This is a genomic window from Microbacterium sp. AISO3 (assembly GCF_002204305.1).
Taxonomy (GTDB): Bacteria; Actinomycetota; Actinomycetes; order Actinomycetales; family Microbacteriaceae; genus Microbacterium; species Microbacterium arborescens.
Map to the genome: position 1 here is coordinate 100545 of NZ_NHRF01000010.1, position 22169 is coordinate 122713.

Annotated in this window: 24 protein-coding genes; 6 read left to right on the forward strand and 18 right to left on the reverse strand. The window is 69.3% G+C overall.

The genetic code is table 11. The annotated features are described in order from the left end of the window. Positions 1-13: 13 nt before the first annotated feature. The 10 genes from CBF90_RS14100 to CBF90_RS14145 form a co-directional block, all read right to left on the reverse strand. Positions 14-472: a regulatory protein RecX gene (locus CBF90_RS14100; protein ID WP_023951766.1), complete on the reverse strand. Its 459-nt coding sequence runs from the start codon at positions 470-472 to the stop codon at positions 14-16. Between the two features lie 239 nt (positions 473-711). Next, positions 712-1764, reverse strand: coding sequence for a recombinase RecA (gene recA, locus CBF90_RS14105; RefSeq protein WP_023951768.1), 1053 nt, complete (start codon positions 1762-1764; stop codon positions 712-714). Positions 1765-2044: 280 nt separating this feature from the next. Next, positions 2045-2269, reverse strand: coding sequence for a DUF3046 domain-containing protein (locus CBF90_RS14110; protein ID WP_023951770.1), 225 nt, complete (start codon positions 2267-2269; stop codon positions 2045-2047). A 15-nt stretch (positions 2270-2284) separates the two neighbouring features. Then, the gene (locus tag CBF90_RS14115) at positions 2285-2605 is read right to left on the reverse strand and encodes a helix-turn-helix domain-containing protein (RefSeq protein WP_023951772.1); all 321 of its coding nucleotides are present in this window, start codon (positions 2603-2605) and stop codon (positions 2285-2287) included. Between the two features lie 157 nt (positions 2606-2762). Next, complete coding sequence (locus CBF90_RS14120; RefSeq protein ID WP_023951773.1) at positions 2763-3308, reverse strand: CinA family protein; 546 nt, start codon at positions 3306-3308, stop codon at positions 2763-2765. After that, positions 3305-3877 carry a CDP-diacylglycerol--glycerol-3-phosphate 3-phosphatidyltransferase gene (pgsA, locus tag CBF90_RS14125; protein ID WP_088380886.1) on the reverse strand — a complete coding sequence of 191 codons (573 nt, stop codon included), beginning with the start codon at positions 3875-3877 and terminating at the stop codon, positions 3305-3307. Before pgsA ends, CBF90_RS14120 begins: the two co-directional genes overlap by 4 nt. Positions 3878-3894: 17 nt before the next feature. Continuing rightward, the gene (locus CBF90_RS14130) at positions 3895-6615 is read right to left on the reverse strand and encodes a DNA translocase FtsK (RefSeq protein WP_088380887.1); all 2721 of its coding nucleotides are present in this window, start codon (positions 6613-6615) and stop codon (positions 3895-3897) included. Between the two features lie 48 nt (positions 6616-6663). Further along, entirely contained in the window at positions 6664-8340 is a 1677-nt protein-coding gene (locus CBF90_RS14135; protein WP_088380888.1) for a ribonuclease J, read from the reverse strand. 51 nt (positions 8341-8391) lie between these two features. Beyond that, a complete protein-coding gene (gene dapA / locus CBF90_RS14140; protein ID WP_023951777.1) occupies positions 8392-9369 on the reverse strand; it encodes a 4-hydroxy-tetrahydrodipicolinate synthase in 978 nt (325 codons plus the stop codon). 157 nt (positions 9370-9526) lie between these two features. Then, the gene (locus CBF90_RS14145; RefSeq protein WP_141097171.1) at positions 9527-10369 is read right to left on the reverse strand and encodes a type IV toxin-antitoxin system AbiEi family antitoxin domain-containing protein; all 843 of its coding nucleotides are present in this window, start codon (positions 10367-10369) and stop codon (positions 9527-9529) included. Positions 10370-10621: 252 nt separating this feature from the next. Here CBF90_RS14145 and CBF90_RS14150 point away from each other — a divergent pair, with 252 nt between their 5' ends. Further along, complete coding sequence (locus CBF90_RS14150) at positions 10622-11161, forward strand: NUDIX hydrolase (protein WP_088380890.1); 540 nt, start codon at positions 10622-10624, stop codon at positions 11159-11161. Between the two features lie 43 nt (positions 11162-11204). Here the strand turns inward: CBF90_RS14150 and thyX are convergent, their stop codons facing one another. After that, entirely contained in the window at positions 11205-11957 is a 753-nt protein-coding gene (gene thyX / locus CBF90_RS14155) for an FAD-dependent thymidylate synthase (protein WP_023951782.1), read from the reverse strand. 74 nt (positions 11958-12031) lie between these two features. Here thyX and CBF90_RS14160 point away from each other — a divergent pair, with 74 nt between their 5' ends. The 3 genes from CBF90_RS14160 to CBF90_RS14170 all read left to right on the forward strand — a co-directional run bounded on the left by CBF90_RS14160 (position 12032) and on the right by CBF90_RS14170 (position 13920). After that, a complete protein-coding gene (locus CBF90_RS14160) occupies positions 12032-12466 on the forward strand; it encodes a thioredoxin domain-containing protein (protein ID WP_023951784.1) in 435 nt (144 codons plus the stop codon). A gap of 121 nt (positions 12467-12587) precedes the next feature. Further along, on the forward strand, positions 12588-13013 hold the full coding sequence (locus CBF90_RS14165) for an OsmC family peroxiredoxin (protein ID WP_023951786.1): 426 nt from the start codon (positions 12588-12590) through the stop codon (positions 13011-13013). Further along, positions 13006-13920, forward strand: coding sequence for a TIGR01777 family oxidoreductase (locus CBF90_RS14170; protein ID WP_071918364.1), 915 nt, complete (start codon positions 13006-13008; stop codon positions 13918-13920). Before CBF90_RS14165 ends, CBF90_RS14170 begins: the two co-directional genes overlap by 8 nt. Before the next feature lies 1 nt (position 13921). Here CBF90_RS14170 and CBF90_RS14175 read toward each other — a convergent pair whose 3' ends face one another. The 7 genes from CBF90_RS14175 to CBF90_RS14205 all read right to left on the reverse strand — a co-directional run bounded on the left by CBF90_RS14175 (position 13922) and on the right by CBF90_RS14205 (position 20698). Next, positions 13922-14371 carry a tetratricopeptide repeat protein gene (locus CBF90_RS14175; protein WP_023951790.1) on the reverse strand — a complete coding sequence of 150 codons (450 nt, stop codon included), beginning with the start codon at positions 14369-14371 and terminating at the stop codon, positions 13922-13924. Beyond that, positions 14368-15183: a 4-hydroxy-tetrahydrodipicolinate reductase gene (gene dapB, locus CBF90_RS14180; protein WP_088380898.1), complete on the reverse strand. Its 816-nt coding sequence runs from the start codon at positions 15181-15183 to the stop codon at positions 14368-14370. Before dapB ends, CBF90_RS14175 begins: the two co-directional genes overlap by 4 nt. A gap of 10 nt (positions 15184-15193) precedes the next feature. After that, a complete protein-coding gene (locus CBF90_RS14185) occupies positions 15194-16015 on the reverse strand; it encodes a TSUP family transporter (RefSeq protein ID WP_088380899.1) in 822 nt (273 codons plus the stop codon). A gap of 64 nt (positions 16016-16079) precedes the next feature. Beyond that, positions 16080-16391 (reverse strand): GrpB family protein, encoded by a 312-nt coding sequence (locus CBF90_RS18450; RefSeq protein ID WP_172407847.1) that lies wholly within the window; start codon positions 16389-16391, stop codon positions 16080-16082. A gap of 100 nt (positions 16392-16491) precedes the next feature. Beyond that, positions 16492-17091: a histidine phosphatase family protein gene (locus CBF90_RS14195; RefSeq protein WP_088380891.1), complete on the reverse strand. Its 600-nt coding sequence runs from the start codon at positions 17089-17091 to the stop codon at positions 16492-16494. An 85-nt stretch (positions 17092-17176) separates the two neighbouring features. After that, the gene (locus CBF90_RS14200) at positions 17177-18220 is read right to left on the reverse strand and encodes an aldo/keto reductase (RefSeq protein WP_023951801.1); all 1044 of its coding nucleotides are present in this window, start codon (positions 18218-18220) and stop codon (positions 17177-17179) included. Positions 18221-18418: 198 nt separating this feature from the next. Next, positions 18419-20698 carry a polyribonucleotide nucleotidyltransferase gene (locus CBF90_RS14205; protein ID WP_071918366.1) on the reverse strand — a complete coding sequence of 760 codons (2280 nt, stop codon included), beginning with the start codon at positions 20696-20698 and terminating at the stop codon, positions 18419-18421. A 289-nt stretch (positions 20699-20987) separates the two neighbouring features. On the opposite strand from CBF90_RS14205, the gene CBF90_RS14210 reads away from it, so the two are divergent. Beyond that, positions 20988-21170, forward strand: a complete 183-nt coding sequence (locus tag CBF90_RS14210; RefSeq protein WP_088380892.1) for a DUF5302 domain-containing protein — start codon at positions 20988-20990, stop codon at positions 21168-21170. A gap of 128 nt (positions 21171-21298) precedes the next feature. Continuing rightward, positions 21299-22169 (forward strand): DUF222 domain-containing protein (locus CBF90_RS14215; RefSeq protein WP_242435684.1); only part of this gene is annotated, 871 nt, incomplete at its 3' end.

A 22169-nucleotide genomic window follows, 5' to 3' on the forward strand; every position in this document is an offset into this window, starting at 1 on the left:
CTTCGTGTCGCCCTCAGGTCAGCTCTGACAGCGCCTGACGGGCGGCGTCGAGTGCCACCGAACCCCGAAAACCACGCCGGGCCAGCTGCCCGTGCAGGCGCCGCAGGGCGACATCGTGGTCGAGATCGGACATGCCGCGGGCGCGCTGCCGAGCGAAATCGAGCGCGCGCTCGGCCTCGTCGTCGGGTAGCGACGCCATGGCGATGTCGATGACCTCGCGGTCGAGGCCGCGGCGGGACAGAGTCTGGGCGATCGCGGTGGCGCCCTGCGCCTTGCGCCCGAGCGCCCCATCGAGCAGCTGCTCCGCCAGCCGACTGTCATCGAGATAGCCGTTGTCGAGGAAAGCGGCGATGACCGCCTCCGCCTCAGCGTCGGCGAGATCCGCCTCGCGCAAGACGTCGCGAGCTTCGCGCACGGACAGTGACCTGCCCCGCAGGCGTTTGAGCAGCGTGCGCTCGGCACGTGCGCGCACGTCGGATTCGTCAGCGGGCCTCACCGCTGCCGGCTCGCGAGGAGCCGATCGAACTGCGGGCGACGGATCGGAGGCGACTGTTCGCGGCTCGGTGGTCCAGGTGGTGTGCCAGCTCTGGCCGCTCTCCGGGGCCGCCGCGCTACGCGGGCGAACCTCTGACCGAGCGGCATCCGCTTGCCCGAAGAGCGGGATGACGGGGGCGAGGCGCTCGGCCTCGCCCCCGCCGTGATCCGTCCTGCTCACGCCGGGCGGCGCGCCGCGAGCTCGTCGGCCTCGGGCGTCGCGGTCGCGGCGGGCTGACCGATGCCGAGCTTCTGCTTGATCTTGTTCTCGATGTCTGCGGCGATGTCGACGTTCTTGATCAGGAAGTTGCGCGCGTTCTCCTTGCCCTGACCGAGCTGCTCGCCGTCGTACGTGTACCAGGCACCCGACTTCTTGACGATGCCGTGTTCGACGCCGAAGTCGATCAGGCTGCCTTCACGGGAGATACCGACCCCATAGAGGATGTCGAACTCGGCCTGCTTGAACGGCGGCGCCATCTTGTTCTTCACGACCTTGACGCGCGTGCGGTTGCCGACGGCCTCGGTACCGTCCTTGAGCGTCTCGATACGGCGGATGTCGAGGCGGACGGAAGCGTAGAACTTCAGCGCCTTACCACCGGCCGTCGTCTCGGGCGAGCCGAAGAAGACGCCGATCTTCTCGCGCAGCTGGTTGATGAAGATGGCCGTCGTCTTGGTCTGGTTCAGGCCACCCGTGAGCTTGCGGAGGGCCTGCGACATGAGGCGCGCCTGCAGGCCGACGTGGGAGTCGCCCATCTCGCCCTTGATCTCGGCCTCGGGAACGAGCGCCGCGACGGAGTCGATGACCACAAGGTCGATCGCGCCGGACCGGATCAGCATGTCGGCGATCTCGAGCGCCTGCTCACCGGTGTCGGGCTGGGAGACCAGCAGCGCGTCGATGTCGACGCCCAGCTTCTGCGCGTAGGAGGGGTCGAGCGCGTGCTCGGCGTCGATGAACGCGGCGATACCGCCCGCGCGCTGCGCGTTGGCGATGGCGTGCAGGGTCAGCGTCGTCTTACCGGACGACTCCGGACCGTAGATCTCGATGATCCGGCCGCGCGGGAGCCCCCCGATGCCGAGGGCCACGTCGAGGGCGATCGATCCGGTGGGCACAACCTCGACGGGTGCGCGCTCGTCGGAGCCGAGGCGCATGACCGAGCCCTTTCCGAACTGACGGTCGATCTGGGCGAGGGCCGATTCGAGGGCCTTCTCGCGGTCAGCGGGTGATGGCATGGCGTGCTCCTTATGCTCGCGTTTCCGACGCCTGTAGGCTGTCGCGCTCCCGGCAGGGCGCCGGGATGCTGCGACAAGGCATGGTGTGTGTCTCTCGACGCTGTCCACGGTACGGAGGGCCTCCGACATCGGTCGACGACCGGCCCGTATCCGGGGAACCTCGACGGGAGGAACCACCTGTGCAGGACACTACGCTCGTTTCGAACAGATATTCGACGACACGCCGAAAGATCACGACCGACGTCGAACACACGAGGACCGAGATGCCCGCGACGGGGAGTCAGCGCTCTCGCGGATCCAATCGACCGACGCCGTAACGCCGGGACTCCGGCACGTCTGCCTCGACGCACAACGCCAACCAGACGGCACGCGGTGACTCGCCCGCATCGAGAGCCTGGCGCGCGGTGCGATCGCCGAGCGGTCCCAGAGCGAGGTCGTCGATCAGCGCCGGACCGCGACCGCCGAACTCCGCCGCGACGGCGCGATCGAACTCACTGCGACGCATGGGAGGGAGCGCTGGTCAGTGCAGCGAGAGCTCGGGGGCGACGAGATCGCCGTCGAGTCCCGCGATGTCGTCGGGAACGACATCCGACAGAACCGGGAGTCCTTCGAGGACGGAGATGCGGTCGCCGACTTCGCGCATGATGCTCGAGATCGGAACGTCGAGCGCTTCGGCGACGGAAGCGAGGATCTCGCTCGAGGCCTCTTTCTGGCCGCGCTCCACTTCGCTCAGGTACCCCAGTGCGACACTCGCACGGCTGGCGACCTGTCGCAGCGTACGACCCTTCTGCAGGCGGAGGTCACGCAGAACGTCGCCGATCTCCTGTCGAACCAAGATCATCTCGGACCCCCTCCTTCGTCGTGGTGCTCGCTCGTCCCGGGTGGACAACGGTATCTCATCAGCACGTCACCCTAGCCCGCTCCCGCTGTGGGTCGCATGAGAGTTGACACGCGCTGCTCACGATGACAAGAACGACGGCCGTGCCGTGCGTATTCCGTCACAACGCGTCGAGCGCCAATCGGATCGCACGAGCCGTGGCCTCCGCGCGGATCTGGGCCCGATCGCCCTCGAGCTGCAGGCTCTCGATGCGCACGCCCAGCGCGGTGGCGACAGCGATGTGCACCGTCCCGACAGGCTGTCCGTCCGGAGACCCCGGGCCCGCGATGCCGGTGGTCGCGATGCCGACATCCGCCGCCGCATCCCGGGGGCCGAGCGCCACCCGAGCCCCCTCGGCCATCTGGCGCGCGACCCGAGGGTGGACCGCACCGTGAGCTTCGAGAAGCGCGCCGTCGACATGCAGCAGCCGTTGCTTCAGCTCCGTCGCATAAGCGACCACTCCCCCGCGCAGCACAGCCGATGCCCCCGAGACGGCCACGAGCTCCGCGACGACGAGCCCGCCCGTCAGCGACTCGGCGACGGCGAGCGTCCAGCCGAGTTCGCCCAGTCGGTCGATGAGCCGCTCCGCATCCGTGCGCCGGCCGGTCGAGACGAGGGTCGACTCCAGTTCGTCGGGCAGGTCGTGCACGTGCTCGCGTGCCGTCACGATGCCGCTCCGCTTCGCCGAGCACCGCGGACGGCCGTGATGACGTAGTCGATCCCGCTCGCGACGGTCAGCAGTACCGCGATCCACATCGCGATCGTGTTGACGATGTGGATGCCGTCGCCGAAGACCGTCCACAGCGGAAGGAGGGCGAGCGCGAGAGCGACGGCCTGCGCGACCGTCTTCAGCTTGCCCATCCACGCGGCGGCCACGACATGATCGCCTGCCACGATGAGCCGGTGCACGGTGATCCCGAGCTCACGCACGAGCACGACGATCGTGACGACCCAGGGCAGCTCTCCGAGCAGCGACAATCCGATGAACGCAAGGCCCGTGAGGACCTTGTCGGCGATCGGGTCGAGCAGCTTCCCGAGGTCGGTGACGATGCGGTACTTGCGTGCGAGGTACCCGTCGATGCCGTCCGTCGCGATCGCGACGATGAAGAGCACACCGGCCCACCACCGCAGGGCCCCGTCGGATCCGCCGTCGACGAGAAGCAGCCACAGGAAGACGGGCGCGCACAGAATGCGCACGATCGTGATCGCGTTGGGCAGTTGCCTGGGGATCGCCACGGAGCCGAGCCTATCCGTCAGTCGCGCCCGGTGAGACCCCAGGCGTCCTCGGAGGCGTCGTCACCGTCGACGACCTCGAGCCCCTCGAACTGCGCTTCGACCGGGTCGACGGGCGCAGCGGCCGAAGCCGCAGCCGGCGCGGGCGGGTCTTCTCCCCGCAGACGCGCGAGGACGGCCGGAAGCTGGTCGGGAGTGACGAGGACATCGCGCGCCTTCGACCCTTCCGAGGGGCCGACGATCTCGCGCGACTCGAGGAGGTCCATGAGGCGCCCGGCCTTGGCGAACCCGACGCGCAGCTTGCGCTGCAGCATCGAGGTCGAGCCGAACTGCGTCGACACGATCTGCTCGGCGGCGGCGAGCAGAAGCTCGAGGTCGTCGCCGATGTCGGCGTCGATCTCCTTCTTCTCGGCGACGGCGGCCACGTCGGAGCGGTACTCCGGCTGCGCCTGGCCCTTGACGTGGGCGACGACCTTCTCGATCTCGGACTCGGCGACCCAGGCCCCCTGAACGCGGATGGCCTTCGACGTCCCCATCGGCAGGAACAGGGCGTCGCCCTGACCGATCAGACGGTCGGCGCCCGGCTGGTCGAGGATGACTCGCGAGTCCGTGACGCTCGTGACGGCGAATGCCAGTCGCGACGGCACATTGGCCTTGATGAGCCCCGTCACGACGTCGACGGACGGCCGCTGGGTCGCGAGCACCAAGTGGATGCCGCTCGCTCGCGCGAGCTGGGTGATGCGGACGATCGAGTCCTCGACGTCGCGCGGAGCGACCATCATGAGGTCGGCGAGCTCGTCGACGACGACCAGGAGGTAGGGGTACGGCTTCAGCACGCGCTCGCTGCCGGCCGGCAGCTGGATCTCACCCGCGACGACCGCCTTGTTGAAGTCGTCGATGTGACGGAACCCGAACGACGCGAGGTCGTCGTACCGCATGTCCATCTCCTTCACGACCCACTGCAGCGCCTCGGCCGCCTTCTTGGGGTTCGTGATGATGGGGGTGATCAGGTGGGGAACGCCGGCGTAGCTCGTGAGTTCGACGCGCTTCGGGTCGATGAGGACCATCCGGACGTCGCTGGGCTTCGCCCGCATCAGCAGGCTCGTGATCATCGAGTTCACGAAGCTCGACTTACCCGACCCCGTCGAACCTGCCACCAGGAGGTGGGGCATCTTGGCGAGGTTGGCCACGACGAATCCGCCACCGACATCCTTGCCGACCCCGATCGTCATCGGGTGCGTCGACGAGGTCGCCGCGTTGGAGCGCAGCACGTCGCCGAGCGTGACGATCTCGCGGTCGGTGTTGGGGATCTCGACGCCGATCGCGCTCTTCCCGGGGATGGGCGCGAGGATGCGCACCTCGTTCGAGGCGACGGCGTATGCGATGTTGTTCGTCAGCGCCGTGATCTTCTCGACCTTGGTGCCGGGCCCGACCTCGATCTCGTACTGCGTGACTGTCGGCCCACGTGAGAACCCGGTGACCTTGGCGTCGATCGAGAACTGCTCGAAGACGCCGGTGATGGCACGCACGATGGCGTCGTTCGCCTCAGACCGCGTCTTGGCGGGTGTGCCTGCGCCGAGCGCCGCGACGGCGGGCAAGCGGTACGGCGTCGCCGGGGGCTGGCCGTGGAAGTCGCCGCCGAGGCCGGTGAGCCCGGGCAGCTCGTCGATCTCACCGGTGTCGTGGTCGTCGCGCACGGCAGTGTCGGCCGGGCGCCCCGAACGCGCCGCGGTGGCGGCCCGCTCGATGACGCCGGGGTCGATGATCTCGGTCGGCGCATCGGGAAGCGGGGGCGGGGTGGCCACAGCCTGCTCGAACCCGCCGGCGACGGAACCGGCTACCGATGGTCCGAGGAGCTCGGTGAGATCCTGCGATGCGCTGCTGTCGTCGGGATCCTCCTCGCGCCCGCTCTTGTTGCGACGCCACCAGGGCAGCGCGTCGTCGTCGTCGGCATCCTCGTCCGCAGCCGGCGCCGCCTTCTTGCCCTTCTTGGGCGAGAACGCAACCGTGGGGGCTTCGCCGTCGGGGTCGGCGACGGGACGCTCGGCCCCGAACATCCAGGCGTACAGGTCTCCGAGGCGACTGCCGATACGGTTCGGCGGCGTCTTGGTGAGGATGAGGATGCTGAGAACCGTCACGAGCCCCAGGACGGCAGCGGCGCCGTACGCCGTCAGGATGGTGAGCGGCTCACCGACGGCCCATCCGAACAGACCGCCTGACGCGCTCAGCTGAAGCGCGCCGGCCTTCGGCTCGGGACGCGCACCGAAGACGTGGCAGAAGCCCGCAACGGAGAGGATGAACAGCCCGAATCCGATGCCGATGCGCCCGTTGTCGTTCACCGAAGCGGGATGCCGGAACAGCCACCCCGCGAGGAAGAGAAGAAGCACCGGCATGATGAACGCCTCACGACCGATGAGGAAGCCCACCGTGTACGCGCTGACGAGCGTTCCGGCCTCGGTCCCGATGAGGAACCACTCGACCGCGGCGCCGGCGATCGCGAGGAGCACGAGCAGGAACGGCAGCCCGTCGCGGCGCTGGTCCTTCTCGAGCGTCTCGGGACCGAACGCGCGGAACATCCCGCCCGTCGCGTGGGCGAGGCCCATCCATGCGCGCGCGATGACCGGCGGCCGCTCGGACTCGTCCACGTACCGCTTGGGTGTCGGTTCGCTCTTCCGGGCGCGCGAGGTCGAGGTCTTCGCCGGTGCGCGGCGTCCGGAGGGCGCGTTCGTGCTCCTGGCCATTCCTCCACGGTACGCGGGGGTTCCCCCATTACCGCGGAACGACGCGGGTCAGGCCTCGATGACGACGGGCACGATCATGGGACGCCGACGCAGCGACTGGTTGACCCAGCGGCCGATCGTGCGGCGGACGACCTGCGACAGCGCGTGGTTGTCGCGCGTTCCCGACTGCACGGCCTCCGCGAGTGCCGCCGCGATCTTCGGTTTGACGCTCTCGAACACCGCATCGTCCTCGGCGACACCGCGAGCGTGGATGTCCGGGCCGCTCACCACGCGTCCCGTCTTGCCGTCCACGACGACGATGACCGAGATGAAGCCCTCTTCACCCAGAATCCGGCGGTCCTTCAGATCGGCGTCGGTGATCTCGCCCACGGTCGAGCCGTCGACGTACACGAATCCGATGTCGAGCTGGCCGACGACCTCCGCGACGCCGTCCTTCAGGTCGACGACGGTGCCGTTCTCGGCGAGGATCGTGCGCTCCTGCGGAACGCCGGTGTCCTGCGCGAGCTTGGCGTTGGCCATGAGGTGGCGGTACTCGCCGTGCACCGGCAGCACGTTGCGGGGCTTGAGGATGTTGTAGCAGTAGAGCAGCTCGCCGGCCGCGGCGTGACCCGAAACGTGCACCTTGGCGTTGCCCTTGTGCACGACGTTGGCGCCCAGCTTGGTCAGCCCGTCGATGACGCGGTAGATCGCGTTCTCGTTGCCGGGGATCTGGCTCGACGCGAGGATGACGGTGTCACCCGGCCCCGGCTCAATCGCGTGCTCGAGGTTGGCCATGCGCGAGAGCACCGCCATCGGCTCGCCCTGCGAACCGGTGGACATGTAGACGATGCGGTCGTCGGGCAGGTCCTTGGCCTTCTTGTAGTCGATGAGCACGCCGTCCGGGACGTTGAGGTACCCGAGGTTCTCGGCGATGGTCATGTTGCGGACCATGCTGCGGCCGAGGAAGGCGACGCGGCGACCGTTCGCGGCGGCGGCATCCACGACCTGCTGCACGCGGTGGACGTGGCTCGAGAAGCTCGCGACGATGACGCGGCGCGGCGACTTGCTGATGACCTGGTCGAGCACGGGCCCGATGCCGCGCTCGGTCGGCGTGAAGCCGGGGACGTCCGCGTTGGTGGAGTCGACGAGGAACAGGTCGACCCCCTCTTCTCCCAACCGGGCGAAAGCGCGCAGGTCGGTGATGCGGCCGTCGAGCGGGAGCTGGTCCATCTTGAAGTCGCCGGTGGCGAGGACGAGTCCCGCGGGGGTGCGGACTGCGACGGCGAGCGCATCGGGGATCGAATGGTTGACCGCGATGAACTCGAGGGCGAACGGGCCGACCTGCTCCTCCTGACCCTCGGCGACCGTGAGGGTGAAGGGGCGGATGCGGTGCTCCTTGAGCTTCGCCTCGATGAGGGCGAGCGTCAGACCCGAGCCGATGAGGGGGATGTCGCCCTTGAGCTTGAGCAGGTAGGGAACGGCGCCGATGTGGTCCTCGTGGCCGTGGGTCAGCACGACACCGACGATGTCGTCGAGGCGATGCCTGATCGGCTCGAAATCGGGCAGGATCAGGTCGACGCCGGGCTGGTGCTCCTCGGGGAAGAGCACGCCGCAGTCGACCACGAGGAGCTTGCCCTCGTACTCGAAGACGGTCATGTTGCGGCCGACCTCGCCGAGACCGCCGAGCGGGTAGACCCGCAGCGTTCCGGGTTCGAGAGCGGGCGGGCTGAAGACGTTCGTGGGCATTGGCACGCTTCCTCGGGACGCCGACGTGCGCGGCATCCTCATTGTTTTCGTCTAGCGGGTCGTCCCGTGCACCTTGGGCAGCGCACCGCCGGCGGCGGCATTACGGTCGGGACGGAAGTTGGAGAAGTCGGCGCCGGGGACACCCGAGACGAGGGCGAGCTCATCCTCGATGATCGCAGCCTCCCACTCTTCGGGGCCGACGAGGGGCAGGCGCACGCGCGGGCTCGAGATGCGTCCCAGGCCGTGCAGGATGTACTTCGCGCTCACGGTGCCGGGGACGTGCGTCATGACCGCGCGCACGAGCGGCTCGAGGCTCTTGTGCGCCTCGGTCGCGGCCGCGAGGTCTCCCCGGTTCACCGCGTCGACGATCGTGCGGTACGGCGTGGCGGTGATGTTCGCCGTGACGCCGATGAGGCCGCTCGCGCCGATCGAGAGGTGGGGCAGGACGTTGGCGTCGTCGCCGGAGAAGTACATGAGGTCGGTCTGATTGAGCACGCGGCTGACCTCGCTGAAGTCGCCCTTCGCGTCCTTGACGGCCAGGATGTTGGGGTGCTTCGCGAGGCGCAGGATCGTCTCGTACTTGATCGGCACGCCGGTGCGACCCGGGATGTCGTAGAGGATGACGGGCAGATCGGTCGCATCGGCGACGAGGCGGAAGTGCGTCAGGATGCCGGCCTGCGTGGGCTTGTTGTAGTACGGCGTGACGATCATGATGCCGTCGGCGCCGGCCTTCTCGCTGGCCTTGTAGAGCTCGATCGCGTGCGCGGTCTCGTTCGAGCCGCCTCCCGTGATGATCTTGGCGCGGCCGGCCGAGACCGACTTTCCGACCTCGACGAGGCGGAGCTTCTCGGGGTCCGTGAGCGTGCTCGTCTCCCCCGTCGTGCCCGTCACGACGATGCCGTCTGCGCCGGCCGTGATGACGTCGTCGATGTGCTTCTCGACGGCGGGCCAATCGACTTCACCGTCGGCGGTCATGGGAGTGACCAGCGCGACGAGGACCTGTCCGAAGGGATTGCCCGAGTGCGTCATGGTCTCAGGGTATCGGTTCCGCCTTTGCATCGCGTATGGCCGACGGACCGACTCCCGGTCGCCGATACGTTCGCAGGATCGAAGGTGCTGGTGGCGTTGCGGAGACGCCGCCGGGCAACACCAGCCCCGAGGATCCGACGAATGTATCGAACGTCCGTCAGCCGCGCCGGCGGATCGCGTCCAGACGAGCGAGGACGGCTCGCTCGACGCGGGGCCAGCCGAAGACGACGAGGGCATAGTCGAAGCGCAAGGTCTCGTAGCCGATCGCCGCCGCTTCCGCGTCGCGCACGAGATCCTTGTGACGCAGCGACGCACCCTCGTGGTTGACACGGCCGTCCACCTCGATGATGAGGCACCCCGCGACCAGGAAGTCGACCCGCCCCACACCCCGGATGAGCACCTGGCTCTCGACGGTGATGCCGAGCCGCGAGAGGCGCAGCCGCAGGAGGGACTCCAGCCCGCTGTCGGCATCGGGACGGGCGAGATCCACCAGGTATCGGAAGCGGGCCGGAAGCGTCGCGCGCACCTCGGCGCGGTCCGCGCGCGTGAGCAGCCCGAGCCGCCACGCCGACTCGAAGGCCACGAAGAACCCCTCCGCGCCGAGGCACGACGCCCCCTGCACGAGCGCGTCGACGAGCGAGACGGCACCGAATGCCGCTGCCTCCCCATCGTGATGCGTGACGCAACGGCATCCGTCATGCGGGTGCACGCGGCCGGCCCGACCGACGCGAACGTGCAGGCGTTCCTCCGGCTCGAGCACCCACACGCCGCGCCGTCGCAACGCGGAGGCACAGCACACCTCGCCGCCGTGCGCGGCGGCGACGACGACATCCGGCTCGGCATCGGGCGTCGCGTAGACGCCTTGACGAACCCTGACGAGCGCGCCCTTCTCCACGGCTCGCGTCAGCTGCAGTCGCGTGACCCCTCGCGTGGTCAGCCACCGCGACCGTACGCATCCGCCCATCGCGCGGATCCTCGTGGCCAGCTCGTGCGCACTCATGCACCGACGTTCGCCGAGAATGCGATCTCATCAGCCCGGCCACCGGCCATCTGGGGACGAGCCAGACCCGCAGCGGCCTGGGGAGGAGCCCAGAGCATTCGCGAGCCCGATACAACCGTCGGATTTGCGGTGCACGATGCGCCTCCAACGCCGGCCCAGGCGACACCAGCCCCGTCGGTCCGACGGATGTATCGCCACCCGGGCCACCCGAGCCGCATGGGCCACCTCGGTCGGGCGCTCTAGGGTGGCGGCATGGCCTGGACGACCCGAAGCACCCGCACGACGTACGAGAACCGATGGATTTCGGTGCGGGAGGACGAGGTCATCGGGCCGGCGGGCGACGGCATCTACGGCGTCGTTGAGATGCGGCATCCGGCCGTCTTCGTCGTGGCGATCGACGATCACGACCGGGTGTGCTTCGTGGAGGTCGACCGCTACACGACCGGGCTGTCGCTCGAGGTGCCGGCTGGCGGGAGCGACGGCGAAGACCTGCTCGACGCCGCGAAGCGGGAACTCCTCGAAGAGACGGGGCTCACCGCCGACGCGTGGGAGCCCATCGGCCGGATGAATGCGCTGAACGGCATCGCCGTCGCGCCCGAGCACGTCTTTCTCGCGCGCGGCCTCGCGCCGGCCGAGGATGCCTCGACGTCTCAGCTCGAAGAAGGGATCGAGCGTGTCGTCTGGATCCCGTTCGCCGAGGCGCTGCGCCAGGTCGCCGAGGGACGGATCGACGACGGCGAGACGGTCGCCGCCCTCGCCTACGCGGGCATCAGCCTGGGCAGATTCGTCTGAGTCGAGCTCGGGCCGCCGCCCTCCGAGGCAAGTGAGCGACGCGTCAGGGAGCGACGCGTCCGTTGGCGTTGAACGCGGCGTGCGTCAGCGGCATGAGCTCACGCCAGAAGGTCTCCATCTTCTCGGCGCACATCTCGATCTCGCGCTGCGGGAACGAGGGGAAGTGCGTTCCCTCGACCTTGGTCCGCAGCGACAGGAAGTTCATGAGCGAACGGGCGTTGACCGTGACGTACATCGACGAGTAGATGTTCAACGGCAGGACGATTCGTGCGACCTCGCGAGCGACGCCGGCGTCCAGCATGCGCCGGTAGGCCTCGTACGCCTGGATCGACGCCTGTCGCGTGCTCTCGTCCACCACCGCGAACTGCTCGTCGGTGCCGGGCAGGAACTCGTACGCGCCGGGCTTGCCGACCTGGTTGAGGTTGCGCTCGCGGCCGGGGACGTAGAACACCGGACGCAGCTCGCGGTAGCGGCCCGATTCCTCGTTGTACGAGGCCATGCGGTGCCGCATGAACTCGCGGAACACGAAGATGGGCGCCTGCACGTAGAAGGTCATCGAGTTGTGCTCGAAGGGCGAGCCGTGGCGGTCGCGCATGAGGTAGTTGATGAGGCCACGGTCGCGTCCGGATGCCTCGGTGCCTGCGGCGGCGGCATCCAGGGTCTGCTCCCCCTGCGTCGACACGCGAGCCGCGAACAAGACGTCCGAGTCGGCGGCGCTCGAGCGGATGAGCTCGACCGTCACATCGCTGCGGAACTCGATCTCGGGACTGGTCGGGGTCTGCTCGGCGTCGCTCACAGCTTCAGATTACCCCCGGCGCCCGAGTGCTCCCGGCCGCTCGCGACGGTCTACTGTGGGCTGTTGTGGAACTCATGGCGGTGGCGGTCGTCCTGGCCTGCCTGTTAGCGGTAACAGGTGGGATCGGAGTCTTCGTGCGGTGGCGCGCCTCGCGCCCCTACCCCATCCCCCGTTTCGATGTCGTCGACCCGCGTCGACTCGGCGCTGATCCCGACGCGCTGGGCCGGACCGCCACGCTCCTGCAGTTCAGCACCGAGACCTGTCATCGCTGCCCGGCCGTGCACCGCACACTCGCGGAGATGGCTCGCGACTGCGACGACGTCGTCCATCTCGACGTCGACGTGACCGATCGCCCCGACATCGCGCGTCGCTTCCGGATCGCGCAGACGCCCACCACGCTCATCCTCGACGGGCGAGGCGTCGTGCGCACGCGTTTCGGCGGTGCACCTCGACGGGATGTCGTGCAGCTCGAGATCCTGAGGCTGCGGGCCGACTCCGCCTCGGTCTGAGCTGGCGGGCGGAAACTGTCAAGACGTTCCGGCGAAGCCCCCGCCGACCTAGGCTCGACGCAAGCGCACCCCGCGCCGTCTCGAAGCGGCACGTCATCTGCCGCCTGTGAAGAGGAGAGTCATGAGCGTCACGAGCGAAGCAACCACCAGCTGGAAGGGCAGCCTCACGGAGGGATCCGGTCAGATCGCCCTGGAGAGCTCGAACCAGGGACCCTTCGAGGTCAACTGGAAGGCGCGCAGCGAAGGCTCGAGCGCGGTGACGACGCCCGAGGAGCTGATCGCCGCCGCGCACTCCTCGTGCTTCTCGATGGCCCTCTCCCACGCGCTGGCCGAGAACGGCACGCCGCCGGAGTCGGTCGAGACCACGGCATCGGTCACCTTCATCCCGGGCACGGGCATCACCGGTTCTCACCTCAATGTCAACGCCGTCGTCCCGGGACTGTCTGCCGAGGACTTCGATCGGCTGGCGCAGGAGGCCAAGAGCGGATGCCCCGTTTCGGCCGCCCTCGCCGGCATCGAGATCACCCTCGAGGCCACGCTTGGCTGATCAGGGCTCCGCGGGCCGCGTCGTCGTCGCGGGCGCGTCCGGTCTGATCGGACGCGCCCTCGTCGACGCGCTGCACGAGGACGGGATCGAGGTCACGCGCCTCGTCCGCCGCTCCCCCATCGCGGCCGACGAAGTCCAGTGGTTCCCCGGGGAGCGTCCGCTCGATCCCGGCGTCCTCGACGGCGCTCGCGCGGTGGTGGGCCTCAACGGCGCGAGCATCGGCCGGTTCCCGTGGACGCGTTCCTACAAGCACGAGCTGGTGTGGTCGCGACTGCTTCCGACGGAGACCCTCGCGAGGGCCGTCCGCGCCCTCGGATCGGATGCTCCGGCGTTCCTGTCGTCCTCGGCTGTCGGCTACTACCCCACGCGTCCCGGCGTCCGGATGACCGAGACCGCACCCCGCGGCGATTCCTTCCTCGCGGACCTGTGCGGTGAGTGGGAGGCGGCCGCACTGACCGCTCGTGAGCAGGCGCGCGTGGTCCTCCTGCGTACGGCGCCGGTCGTGCATCCCGAAGGCGTGCTGAAGCCGCTCATGCTGCTGACCCGGGCGGGTCTGTCGGGTCCGATCGGTCGAGGCACGCAGGTGTGGCCCTGGATCTCGCTCGTCGACGAGGTCGCCGCCATCCGCCACCTCATCGACGCCGACGTCGCCGGTCCCGTCAACCTCACCGGACCGACGCGCGCGACGGCCAACGACCTGGGCTTCGCCCTCGCTATGAGGATGAACCGCCCGTATCTGGTCCGCGCTCCCGAGTGGGGGCTGCGGCTCGTGCTCGGGCGTGACGCCACCGAGGCGCTGCTGACCAACGACACCGACGTGGCTCCCGCCGTGCTGCAGAAGTCGGGCTTCGTGTTCACGCACGAGCGCGTCGAGGATGCCGTCCGCGCCGTCGTCCCGCCCCGCTGAGTCAGACGCGCCGCTCGGCGCGCTCGAGAGAGATCGCCGTGCGCACCGCCTGCCGGGCGCGGCGCCGGTCGCCGGCGCCGTCGTAGGCGAGCCCGAGCCGGAACCAGGCGCGCCAGTCCTCGGGCGCGTCCTCGACGGCCTCGCGGTACCGCGGGAAGAGAGCGTCGGCCTCAGCGCGATCGGGCCGGCCGCTCGGCGACAGGTCGAGGCTCTCCTCCGGCAGCGCCGACTCCTGCTCGAGGCGTCGGCCGAGCCGGGACGCGCCCGCACCGAACGCCAACTCGCGCCAGAGCGCCCAGGCCGCGATGACCGGCAGCACGATGAGCGCGACGCCCATCACGACACCCACGGGCTCGCCGGTCATGACCAGGAGCACGGCGCGCTGCGCGACGAAGACGATGTACAGCGCGAGCAGCGCCGCCATGATCAGCGTCAGGATGCGGGTGCTCATGCTCCGGTGACGCGCGCGACCTGGCCGGGAACGTCGCCCTCGTCGGCCGGGCCCTTCGGCGCCGGTGCCGACGGCGGGCGGATGCCGATGTCGATGAAGCTGTCGAGACCGACGGTGATCCCCCGGGCCCCCCGCGCTGCGTCGAGCGCGATGCGGATACCGGGCTCGTACGCGCGCGCCGGATCGATCGTGTCGTGCACGATCGACAGCGCCTCACCCGGTCCCGAGAGGATGGTCTCCTGACGGGCGACGACGCCCGGCCGACGCAGCGAGTGGATCGGGACGCTCGCGACCTTCTGTCCGCGGGCGCGCTGATCGGCGTGCGGCGACTCCACCGGGCCGACCCCGGCGCGGGCCGCGGCGATGAGCTCGGCCGTGCGGACCGCGGTGCCACTGGGCGAGTCGACCTTCGTCTCGCGATGGGCCTCGATGATCTCGATCGACGGGAAGAGCGCAGCCGCTGCCGCGGCGAGAGCGCTGCCGACGACGGACCCGAGCGAGAAGTTGGGGATGAAGACCACACCGACACCGGCAGCCTCGACCGCGGGCCGGACCTGGGCGATGCGCTCCTGGGACCACCCCGATGTGCCGACGAGCACGTTGATGCCGCGCTCGACGGCCGCCCGGACCACATCCGTCGACACGGCGGGGGTCGACGCGTCGACGACGAGGTCGGCGCCGTCGAGCTCGTCGAGACTGCTGCGACTGGTCAGGACCGCGCAGATCTCGAAGCCATCGGATGCCTCGATGACGTCTCGGATGATGCCGCCGAGCTTTCCGGTGCCGCCCACGAGGGCCACGCGCGTGGTCATGACCACCAGCCTACGCGGGCGCGAACTGCACGAACGTGTCCCAGGCGAGCTTGACGACCAGGATCGACAGGACGACGAGGAACACGATGCGCACGAAACCGCTGCCGTTCTTCGTCGCCATGCGCGCGCCGATGAACCCGCCGGTCATGTTCGCCGCGGCCATCACGACGGCCAGGAGCAGCAGGATCTCACCATGCACCCCGTAGACGAGGAGCGCCGCGAGGTTCGTGGTGAGGTTGGCGATCTTCGCGTTGACGCTCGCCTGCAGGAAGCCGTAGCCGAGCACGGCGACGAGGAGGATGACGAAGAACGAACCGGTGCCGGGACCGAGGATGCCGTCGTAGAACCCCACGACGAGTCCGATGAGCGCCGAGCGCCACACGATCGCCGCCCGGGATGCGTGGCGCGGCTCGTGATGCAGGCCCATCTTGGGCTTGAGCAGCGTGTAGATCGCGACCGCGACGACGGCGACGAGAACGATCGGAGTCAGGAGCTCCCGCGGGACGTAGCGCGACAGCGCCGCCCCCACGGCCGATCCGCCGAAAGCTCCGGCCACGAGCGGCACGAGCAGCACGAGCTGCACCCGGATGCGCCGTAGGTAGACCCAGCTCGCCGAGAGCGTGCCCGCGAAGGACGACAGCTTGTTCGTTCCGAGGATGAACGGCGTGGCGACATCCTTCGGCACGCCGATCACGAGCGCGGGAAGCTGAATCAGCCCTCCCCCGCCGACGACCGCGTCGACCCATCCAGCCACCCCAGCCGCCACGACGAGGAAGATCAGCGCCGAGACGGAGACGGGGAGCCAGTCGGCGAGCATAGGACCATCGAGCACCGATCGATTCTCCGGTTCGGTGAGCGCCAGGTCCAATCGGCGGGAGCCGGTCTCGCGCCGCGACTCAGCCGCGCATGTCGCTGAAGAACGCCGTCTTCGCTCGGGTGTAGTCGTCGTAATCGGCCTTGCCCGCATTCGCGGCCGACAGCCGACGCTTGAGATCCTGATAGCGAGCGCGGAGCACGGGGTCGGAGCACAGCGCGTCGCGGAATCGCACGGTCTCGCGCGCCCACGGCGAATCCGAGCGGCGCACGTGCAGGATCACGTCGGCGCCGGACGCGACGTAGAGCCGCTTCTCCCAGACGTCGGCGGGGATGTCATCGGCGCCCGAGGGATGTCGCGGCTGACGCCCGGCGAGTCGGGTCGCGACCCCCACGCGCGGCGGAAGCCCGCAGGGACCAGTCGAGCACTCAGGTCGTCTTCGGAGGGCAGCGGAAGGATGCTGCGCGGGGTTGCCGGACTCGTCGGCCATCGGCTCAGACGGGCAGGATGTCGGGAAGGCCTGTGCGCAGCTCGACCGGGAGGTGCGAGAGGTCGTTGTGCGACACCATCGTCCAAGGGCGGCCGGGACGCTGCGCGAGCACAGTCAGCCCGCAGTGCGCCTGGTTGATCGTGAGCCAGCGCCAGTCGGGCGCCTGCAGCACCTCTCGGACGAACCAGGCGATGACGAAGTTGTGCGTGATCAGCAGCTCGTGGGTGTCGGGCTTGCGGGCAAGGAACTCGCCGACGGCATCCGCCATCTGCGCCGCGCCCGCGTCGGTCTCGGCCTCGGTGTACGACCCGAAGAACGGCTCGTAGACGGCAGGCGTTTCGGGCGTCATACCGGTCGGGACACAGTCGAACAGCAGCGAGGAGGCCTGCGGCGAGAGCGAGGGCAGGCGCTTGGCGACGGCGCGGGCGGTCTCTTGCGCGCGCTCGAGGGGCGAGTGCCACACCGCGTCGAGCGGCACGCCGGAGATGCGATCGGCCAGCAGCTCGGCTTGACGGCGCCCACGGGGAGACAGCGGACCGTCTTCGAGACCGTGCTCGGCGTCCTGATGCTCTCCGTGGCGCACGAGGTAGAGATACTGCGTCACAGAAGCTCGATTCGAAACGATGAACAGGGCGCCATCCACCCTACGTCACCCCTCCGACAGCCGGACCGAGGGATCACGGATCGGCTCACTCCACGGCGCGCGCGATCTCGGCGAGATGCGAGCGGCCGAGCCGGGCGCCGACACCCTGCACGAGCTGGTCGACGTGCGCGGGCCGGCTCGCGTTGACGATCGGCGCGGTGACGACGCGCTGCGCGAGAAGCCACGAGACCGCGATCGCCGCCGTCGAGACCGACAGCTCCTCCGAGATGCGGTCGAGCGCCTTCAGCGTCCGGGCGCCGCGACGGTTCATCCATGCGGCGAGCTGCGAGCCGCGTACCGATGACGACAGACCGGCACGATCGCGATGACGCCCGGTGAGGTAACCGTGCTCGAGAGCCTGCGAGGGTGTGACGGCGAGCCCCTGCGCTCCGGCGATCAAGCGCAGGTCGCCGTCGAAATCGGAGCGGTGCAAGAGGTTGTACGCAACGTCGAGGGCGGCGAAACGCGGGTAGCCCGCGGACGACAGGATGCGGGCTTCGACGAGCTGCATCGCGGTGTAGCCGGCGGCTCCCAGAGAGCGGACCTTGCCGCTGTCGACGAGCCACTCCGCCGTCGCGAGCGTGTCTTCGAGCGCCGTGACGCCGTCGGTCGCGGCATCCAGGTAGAGCACATCGATGCGCTCGATGCCGAGGCGTCCGAGCGAAGCCTCCACCGACCGCACGAGATTGACCGGCCCGAGGCCGGGGTTGTCCGGGTTGCCCCCGACCCGCACCGTGACGACGATCTCGTCGCGGTTGCCCCGGCTGGCCAGCCAGCGCCCGATGATGTGCTCGCTGCGGCCCGACGCGTAGCCGTCCGAGGTGTGCAGAGCGTTTCCGCCACGCTGCACGTAGGCGTCGAGCACGGCATGGCTCGCCGCGAGATCGATGGTCCAGCCGAACTCGGAGCCGCCGAGGATCAGAGGGAAGATCCGCAGGCCGGTCTCGCCGAGATCGACGCGGATGTCGGCCCCGAGGGGCTTGCCGTGGACGGGGATCGGGCTGGAGGGATGCACGGCGGGTGCGGCGGGCACCGCGGTCTCGGCGGGCGCACCAGCGGGTGCCGCCTGAGCCACCCGGTCCCCCGACATCACACACCTCCGGTCGACACCGAGGAATCGCGGGGCGCGGCTCCTCGGCGCGCACTTCGAGAGTAGGACACCCGGCAGCAGTGGGCGCGCATTGCCGCGAACGGGCCGTGAATTCCACATAACTGTTTCATCACGGTCTCCCGGATACGACGGATGCCCGCCCCCGAGACGGGGACGGGCATCCGGGCGATCAGAGGATCAGCCTTCGGCGGGAGCCTCCGGGCCCTCGCTCGCTGCGGCCGAGCCGTCCTGGTCAGCGGTCTCTTCGAGAACGGGCTCGAGGGAGAGCTTGCCGCGGTCGTCGATCTTCGTGATGCGAACGAGGATCTTCTGGCCGACACCGAGGACATCCTCGACGTTCTCCACGCGCTTGCCGCCGGCGAGCTTGCGGACCTCGCTGACGTGCAGCAGTCCGTCCTTGCCGGGCAGGAGCGAGATGAACGCGCCGAACGTCGCGATCTTCACGACGGTTCCGAGGAACTGCTCGCCGACCTCCGGGTTGGTGGGGTTGGCGATCGCGTTCACGCGGGCACGGGCGGCCTCGGCCGAGGGGCCGTCGGTGGCGCCGATGTAGACGGTGCCGTCCTCCTCGATCGAGATGTCGGCGCCGGTCTCGTCCTGGATCGAGTTGATCGTCTTGCCCTTGGGGCCGATCAGCTCGCCGATCTTGTCGACCGGGATCTGGACGCTGATGACGCGCGGAGCGGTGGGCGCCATCTCGTCGGGGCTGTCGATCGCGGCGTTGAGGACACCGAGGATCGTCAGACGAGCCTCCTTGGCCTGGGTCAGCGCTGCCGAGAGCACCGACGACGGGATGCCGTCGAGCTTCGTGTCGAGCTGGATGGCCGTGACGAACTCGCTCGTGCCGGCGACCTTGAAGTCCATGTCGCCGAGCGCGTCCTCGGCGCCCAGGATGTCGGTCAGCGCCGCGTAGCGGGTCTCACCGTCGACCTGGTCGGAGACGAGACCCATCGCGATGCCCGCGACCGGGGCGCGCAGGGGCACACCGGCGTTCAGCAGCGACAGGGTCGAGGCGCACACCGAGCCCATCGAGGTCGAGCCGTTCGACCCGAGGGCCTCGGAGACCTGACGGATCGCGTACGGGAACTCCTCGCGGCTGGGCAGCACCGGCACGAGGGCGCGCTCGGCGAGGAAGCCGTGCCCGATCTCGCGACGCTTCGGGCTGCCGACGCGTCCGGTCTCACCGGTCGAGTAGGGCGGGAAGTTGTAGTGGTGCAGGTAGCGCTTGCTCGTCGTGGGCGACAGCGAGTCGATCTGCTGCTCCATCTTCAGCATGTTCAGCGTGGTGACACCCAGGATCTGGGTCTCGCCGCGCTGGAAGATCGCCGAGCCGTGGACGCGCGGGATGACCTGCACCTCGGCGTCGAGCGGACGGATGTCGGCCAGGCCGCGACCGTCGATGCGGACGCCCTCGCTGAGGATGCGGCCGCGGACGATCTTCTTGGTGACCGACTTGTACGCAGCGGAGAACTCCGCGAGCGCGGATGCCGGGAGCTGCTCGGCCTCGACGGCAGCGGCGACCTCGCCCTTGACGCGCTCCTTGATGGCGTCGTCGGCGTTCTGGCGCTCCTGCTTGTCGGCGATCTGGTAGACGCTCGTCAGCTCGCCGTAGGCACGCTCGGCGACGAAGTCGTAGACCTCGGGGGCGTACGGCGGGAAGACGGGGTAGACACCCGGCTCACGCGACGCGGAGGCCGCCATCGAAGCCTGCGCCTCGACGAGCTGCTTGATGAAGGGCTTCGCGGCCTCGAGGCCCTGTGCGACGACCTCTTCGCTCGGCTTGACGGCGCCGCCCTTGATGAGGTTCCAGCTGCCCTCGGTCGCCTCGGCCTCGACCATCATGATGGCCACTTCGCCGTCGGGGAGGACCCGGCCGGCGACGGTGAGGTCGAACACGGCCTCTTCGACGACCTTCTGGTTCGGGAAGACGACCCACTGGTCCTCGTGCTCGCCGTGACCGGGAACGAGTGCCAGGCGGACACCGGCGATCGGGCCGGAGAACGGCAGCCCCGAGATCTGCGTCGAAGCGGACGCCGCGTTGATCGCGAGCGCGTCGTAGTACTCGCCGGGCGCGATCGAGAGGACCGTGATGACGATCTGGACCTCGTTGCGCAGGCCGTCGACGAACGACGGGCGCAGCGGACGGTCGATCAGACGGCAGACGAGGATCGCCTCGGTCGAGGGGCGTCCCTCGCGACGGAAGAACGAGCCGGGGATCTTGCCGGCGGCGTACGAACGCTCTTCGACGTCGACGGTGAGCGGGAAGAAGTCGAAGCCTTCGCGCGGGTGCTTGCCGGCGCTGGTGGCCGAGAGGAGCATCGTCTCCTCGTCGAGGTAGGCGGCAACGGCGCCCTGCGCCTGCTGTGCCAGGCGTCCGGTCTCGAACCGGACGGTGCGGGTGCCGAAGCGGCCGTTATCGAGGACGGCTTCGGCTGCGGTGATTTCTGGACCTTCCAAGAGGTCCCTCCTTCTTTGTTTAGACTCGCACGCGCGTTTCGCGCACGAGATCGTGCGAAGGAGCGGGGCAGATATGGGCGCGCGGACGAAACCGCGAGAACCGCCTGCGCTGGTCACCAGTCGAAGATCACCATCTCCGCGACCGGGATTCGATCGGGATGGGAACCCACCACAGGGGACCAGCTTCCTGCCGGATCCGCTCCATGAGCTCAGTGTTGAATTGAGCGGGTGCCGGACGGCAACCTGCCCCAGCCTACCAGCGAGACCCTCGCCTGCGTATCGTGGCCTCATGAGCGAAGCAGACAAGCCCGCGGGCGCGGCATCCGACGATGTCAAGCGCAAGTACCGCGAGGCGCTCGAGAAGAAGAACGCCCAGCACCGCACGGGAGAGGCGCACCTCGACGGCGATTCGTCGGTGCACGCGTCGCACGGTGCGATGACCAAGCGGGAGTTCCGCCGCAAGAGCGGGTGAGACCGAACGACCACCCGCGACGGGGCTCGGATGCTGACGCGTCCGGGCCCCGGGTGCGTTCTTCGAGCTCTTCGGGGGGCTGTGGAGAGTGACGGACCGATGTCGGAGGTCCGTGACATCATTCGAACATGCATTCGAATGGCGGGCTGAGCGGCGGGATGGGCACCGACGGCGACGTCACTGCGCTCGCGGCTCTGGTGGCGGATGCCGAGGTGGCGGCGGATGCTGCGCGGTCGGCGCAGATCCGGGAGGTTCGGGTGCTCGCGGCCGCTGGCGTTCTCGCGGAGAAGCAGGCCGCTGGGGCGTCGGAGAGGGTCAAGGCGCGCGAGATGGCGCTGCGCGGAATCGCCGCCGAGCTGGCTGGGGTGTTCGTGGCGACCGACCGGACGCTGCAGCGGCGCATCGACGAGGCGCGGGACCTGGTGGACAACTACCCGGTGACGATGGCGGCGTGGGAGGCCGGACGAATCGTCCGCGGGCACGTGCGGGTCATTCAGGAGACGGGATGCCTGGTACCCGCGGAGGAGCGGGCAGAGTTCGAACGCGTCGCGATCGAGAAGTGCGCCGGCGAGACACCCAACCGGGTGCGCGACGCGTTGCGGATGATCGCCGAGCGGATGCACCCGCGGACGTTCACCGAGCGACATGAAGAGGCCGCGGCGGGGCGGTGCGTGCGAGTGCAGGCAGGCGCGGATGGGATGTCGGATCTCATCGCGACCCTGCCGACGGTGATCGCGGATGGGATTGTCGACCGGCTGACGCGGCAGGCCCGGGAGATCATCAACGTGCGGCAGCAGGCCGACGCGGCGTCCGGTGGCACTGGCGCTGGCGCTGGCGCTCGAGCCGACGCGGCGTCCGGTGGCGCTGGCGCTCGAGCCGACGCCAACGGTGGCGGCCGCGATGCCCATGCGACGATTTGCGACGGGTCGTCGTCCATCGACGATGCGCGAAGCATCGATCAGGTCCGCGCCGACGTGCTCAGCGACCTCCTCCTCGCCG

What these genes read in the sequence shown, in the direction of transcription:
- CBF90_RS14150 (WP_088380890.1), top strand. Translation starts at nt 10,622, where the DNA reads ATGGCCTGGACGACCCGAAGCACCCGCACGACGTACGAGAACCGATGG.
- CBF90_RS14200 (WP_023951801.1), bottom strand. Translation starts at nt 18,220, where the DNA reads ATGTCGGGGGACCGGGTGGCTCAGGCGGCACCCGCTGGTGCGCCCGCC.
- CBF90_RS14160 (WP_023951784.1), top strand. Translation starts at nt 12,032, where the DNA reads ATGGCGGTGGCGGTCGTCCTGGCCTGCCTGTTAGCGGTAACAGGTGGG.
- CBF90_RS14135 (WP_088380888.1), bottom strand. Translation starts at nt 8,340, where the DNA reads ATGCCCACGAACGTCTTCAGCCCGCCCGCTCTCGAACCCGGAACGCTG.
- CBF90_RS14210 (WP_088380892.1), top strand. Translation starts at nt 20,988, where the DNA reads ATGAGCGAAGCAGACAAGCCCGCGGGCGCGGCATCCGACGATGTCAAG.
- CBF90_RS14175 (WP_023951790.1), bottom strand. Translation starts at nt 14,371, where the DNA reads ATGAGCACCCGCATCCTGACGCTGATCATGGCGGCGCTGCTCGCGCTG.
- CBF90_RS14145 (WP_141097171.1), bottom strand. Translation starts at nt 10,369, where the DNA reads ATGAGTGCGCACGAGCTGGCCACGAGGATCCGCGCGATGGGCGGATGC.
- CBF90_RS14130 (WP_088380887.1), bottom strand. Translation starts at nt 6,615, where the DNA reads ATGGCCAGGAGCACGAACGCGCCCTCCGGACGCCGCGCACCGGCGAAG.
- dapA (WP_023951777.1), bottom strand. Translation starts at nt 9,369, where the DNA reads ATGACGCACTCGGGCAATCCCTTCGGACAGGTCCTCGTCGCGCTGGTC.
- dapB (WP_088380898.1), bottom strand. Translation starts at nt 15,183, where the DNA reads ATGACCACGCGCGTGGCCCTCGTGGGCGGCACCGGAAAGCTCGGCGGC.
- recA (WP_023951768.1), bottom strand. Translation starts at nt 1,764, where the DNA reads ATGCCATCACCCGCTGACCGCGAGAAGGCCCTCGAATCGGCCCTCGCC.
- CBF90_RS14110 (WP_023951770.1), bottom strand. Translation starts at nt 2,269, where the DNA reads ATGCGTCGCAGTGAGTTCGATCGCGCCGTCGCGGCGGAGTTCGGCGGT.
- CBF90_RS14165 (WP_023951786.1), top strand. Translation starts at nt 12,588, where the DNA reads ATGAGCGTCACGAGCGAAGCAACCACCAGCTGGAAGGGCAGCCTCACG.
- CBF90_RS14115 (WP_023951772.1), bottom strand. Translation starts at nt 2,605, where the DNA reads ATGATCTTGGTTCGACAGGAGATCGGCGACGTTCTGCGTGACCTCCGC.